The following is a 4,047-nucleotide window of genomic DNA, read 5'->3' as shown; positions in this document are numbered from 1 at the left end:
AACTTGTCGCCTGGATCTTGCTCAGTGCTTGCGCACCGCGCCGATCTACAAGGCAGACTTGTTATAGGATCAAGCCTTACGGGCAATTAGTATCAGTTAGCTGAACGCATTACTGCGCTTACACACCTGACCTATCAACGTCCTGGTCTCGAACGACCCTTCAAGGGGATCTAGTCCCCAGGGATATCTCATCTTAAGGCGAGTTTCCCGCTTAGATGCTTTCAGCGGTTATCTCTTCCGAACATAGCTACCCGGCGATGCCACTGGCGTGACAACCGGTACACCAGAGGTTCGTCCACTCCGGTCCTCTCGTACTAGGAGCAGCCCCCTTCAAATATCCAACGCCCACGGCAGATAGGGACCAAACTGTCTCACGACGTTTTAAACCCAGCTCACGTACCTCTTTAAATGGCGAACAGCCATACCCTTGGGACCGGCTACAGCCCCAGGATGAGATGAGCCGACATCGAGGTGCCAAACACCGCCGTCGATATGAACTCTTGGGCGGTATCAGCCTGTTATCCCCAGAGTACCTTTTATCCGTTGAGCGATGGCCCTTCCATACAGAACCACCGGATCACTATGACCTGCTTTCGCACCTGCTCGACTTGTCGGTCTCGCAGTTAAGCACGCTTATGCCATTGCACTATCAGCACGATTTCCGACCGTACCTAGCGTACCTTCGTACTCCTCCGTTACGCTTTGGGAGGAGACCGCCCCAGTCAAACTGCCTACCATGCACTGTCCCCGACCCGGATCACGGGCCAAGGTTAGAACCTCAAACAAACCAGGGTGGTATTTCAAGGACGGCTCCACCGAAACTAGCGTTCCGGTTTCATAGCCTCCCACCTATCCTACACAGATCGGTTCAAAGTCCAATGCAAAGCTACAGTAAAGGTTCATGGGGTCTTTCCGTCTAGCCGCGGGTAGATTGCATCATCACAAACACTTCAACTTCGCTGAGTCTCGGGAGGAGACAGTGTGGCCATCGTTACGCCATTCGTGCAGGTCGGAACTTACCCGACAAGGAATTTCGCTACCTTAGGACCGTTATAGTTACGGCCGCCGTTTACCGGGACTTCAATCAAGAGCTTGCACCCCATCATTTAATCTTCCGGCACCGGGCAGGCGTCACACCCTATACGTCCACTTTCGTGTTTGCAGAGTGCTGTGTTTTTATTAAACAGTCGCAGCCACCAGTTTATTGCAACCCCTTCACCCTCTGCGCGCAGGCGCATCAAGCTACAAGGGCGTACCTTATCCCGAAGTTACGGTACCAATTTGCCGAGTTCCTTCTCCCGAGTTCTCTCAAGCGCCTTAGAATACTCATCTCGCCCACCTGTGTCGGTTTGCGGTACGGTCATCGTTAGACTGAAGCTTAGAGGCTTTTCTTGGAACCACTTCCAATTGCTTCGCTCCCGAAGGAGCTCGCGCCACACCCTTGAATCCCGCGCCCGGATTTGCCTAAGCGCCTTCTCCAATGCAGCGACCGGGACTTCCAACACCCGGACAACCTTCCGCGATCCGTCCCCCCATCGCATCTAACAATGGTGCAGGAATATTGACCTGCTTCCCATCAGCTACGCATTTCTGCCTCGCCTTAGGGGCCGACTCACCCTACGCCGATGAACGTTGCGTAGGAAACCTTGGGCTTACGGCGAGGGGGCCTTTCACCCCCTTTATCGCTACTCATGTCAGCATTCGCACTTCCGATACCTCCAGCACGCTTTTCAACGCACCTTCGCAGGCTTACGGAACGCTCTCCTACCATGCGAGCAAAGCTCGCATCCGCAGCTTCGGTATATAGCTTAGCCCCGTTACATCTTCCGCGCAGGACGACTCGATCAGTGAGCTATTACGCTTTCTTTAAAGGGTGGCTGCTTCTAAGCCAACCTCCTGACTGTTTTAGCCTTCCCACTTCGTTTCCCACTTAGCTATATTTGGGGACCTTAGCTGGCGGTCTGGGTTGTTTCCCTCTTGACACCGGACGTTAGCACCCGATGTCTGTCTCCCGTGATTGCACTCTTCGGTATTCGGAGTTTGCTATGGCGGGGTAATCTGCAATAGACCCCCCAACCATGACAGTGCTCTACCCCCGAAGGTGAGACACGAGGCACTACCTAAATAGTTTTCGGAGAGAACCAGCTATTTCCAAGTTTGTTTAGCCTTTCACCCCTATCCACAGCTCATCCCCTAACTTTTCAACGTTAGTGGGTTCGGACCTCCAGTACGTGTTACCGCACCTTCATCCTGGCCATGGATAGATCACTTGGTTTCGGGTCTACGCCCAGCAACTGAACGCCCTATTCGGACTCGCTTTCGCTACGCCTGCCCTATACGGTTAAGCTTGCTACTGAACGTAAGTCGCTGACCCATTATACAAAAGGTACGCCGTCACCCCTTGCGAGGCTCCGACTGTTTGTATGCATGCGGTTTCAGGATCTATTTCACTCCCCTCCCGGGGTTCTTTTCGCCTTTCCCTCACGGTACTGGTTCACTATCGGTCGATCACGAGTATTTAGCCTTGGAGGATGGTCCCCCCATCTTCAGACAGGATTTCACGTGTCCCGCCCTACTTGTCGCACACCTAGTTCTTTCATACTGTTTTCGCCTACAGGGCTATCACCTGCTATGGCCGCACTTTCCAGAGCGTTCGGCTAACAATACAAATAAAGAGTGCAAGGCTCATCCCATTTCGCTCGCCACTACTTTGGGAATCTCGGTTGATTTCTTTTCCTGCGGTTACTTAGATGTTTCAGTTCACCGCGTTCGCTTCACATGGCCTATGTATTCAGCCATGGATACTCCAAAAGGAGTGGGTTTCCCCATTCGGACATCTACGGATCAAAGCTCGTTTGCCAGCTCCCCGTAGCTTTTCGCAGGCTACCGCGTCCTTCATCGCCTGTGATCGCCAAGGCATCCACCACATGCACTTGTTCGCTTGACCCTATAACGAGTCTGTCTCATGTCGGCCATCGTTAGCGCTTTAGCGCTTACGAGGGGCCCATCCCCGCATGGGGGACGACAGTCGCTACAGGTTGAGTTCTCGCGTTGTGCCGTATTCCAATTGAGCCGAACAATGAAGTTCGAATCATCTTGAGATACATCGATACAATCACAACCCGGATAGTTTTCACGTCCATCTCAAGACGCTTCCGCTATCCAAATTACTTGCTTCTTCCAGATTGTTAAAGAACGACAGCCGATATCTGTTGATATCCTCTGACTGGCTCAATCGCCAATGACAAAAACTCGACCACGTCGAACGCTTGTCATTGAAGATTGGTGGAGGCAGACGGGATCGAACCGACGACCCCCTGCTTGCAAAGCAGGTGCTCTCCCAGCTGAGCTATGCCCCCATNGAGTACAGATTTCCTCAGGTACCTACCGCCAGACAAGACATTGGTGGGTCTGGTTGGATTCGAACCAACGACCCCCGCCTTATCAAGACGGTGCTCTAACCGACTGAGCTACAGACCCCTGAGTCTGTCTTTAATTTACAGCCGATAAGCGTGAGCGCTCAACTTGTGCGAGAAGCTCTGGAAAGGAGGTGATCCAGCCGCACCTTCCGATACGGCTACCTTGTTACGACTTCACCCCAGTCATGAATCCTACCGTGGTGACCGTCCTCCTTGCGGTTAGACTAGCCACTTCTGGTAAAACCCACTCCCATGGTGTGACGGGCGGTGTGTACAAGACCCGGGAACGTATTCACCGCGGCATGCTGATCCGCGATTACTAGCGATTCCAGCTTCATGCACTCGAGTTGCAGAGTGCAATCCGGACTACGATCGGTTTTCTGGGATTAGCTCCCCCTCGCGGGTTGGCAACCCTCTGTTCCGACCATTGTATGACGTGTGAAGCCCTACCCATAAGGGCCATGAGGACTTGACGTCATCCCCACCTTCCTCCGGTTTGTCACCGGCAGTCTCCTTAGAGTGCTCTTGCGTAGCAACTAAGGACAAGGGTTGCGCTCGTTGCGGGACTTAACCCAACATCTCACGACACGAGCTGACGACAGCCATGCAGCACCTGTGCGCCGGTTCT

2 tRNA genes and 2 rRNA genes are annotated in these 4,047 nt (G+C 53.2%); all 4 read right to left on the bottom strand.

The annotated features are described in order from the left end of the window. Positions 1-65: 65 nt before the first annotated feature. Positions 66-2,947, bottom strand: a 23S ribosomal RNA gene (locus ACTJJY_RS31695). Between the two features lie 336 nt (positions 2,948-3,283). Next, positions 3,284-3,359: transfer RNA gene (locus tag ACTJJY_RS31690), tRNA-Ala, on the bottom strand. A 44-nt stretch (positions 3,360-3,403) separates the two neighbouring features. Further along, positions 3,404-3,480, bottom strand: a tRNA-Ile gene (locus tag ACTJJY_RS31685). 63 nt (positions 3,481-3,543) lie between these two features. Further along, a 16S ribosomal RNA gene (locus ACTJJY_RS31680) occupies positions 3,544-4,047 on the bottom strand; the annotation flags it as partial.

This window comes from Bacillus sp. 22475, assembly GCF_052044835.1.
Lineage (GTDB): Bacteria > Bacillota > Bacilli > Bacillales > Bacillaceae_G > Bacillus_A > Bacillus_A cereus.
The sequence above is the reverse complement of the archived record's forward strand: the minus strand, read 5'-3'. Positions and strand labels throughout refer to the sequence as shown.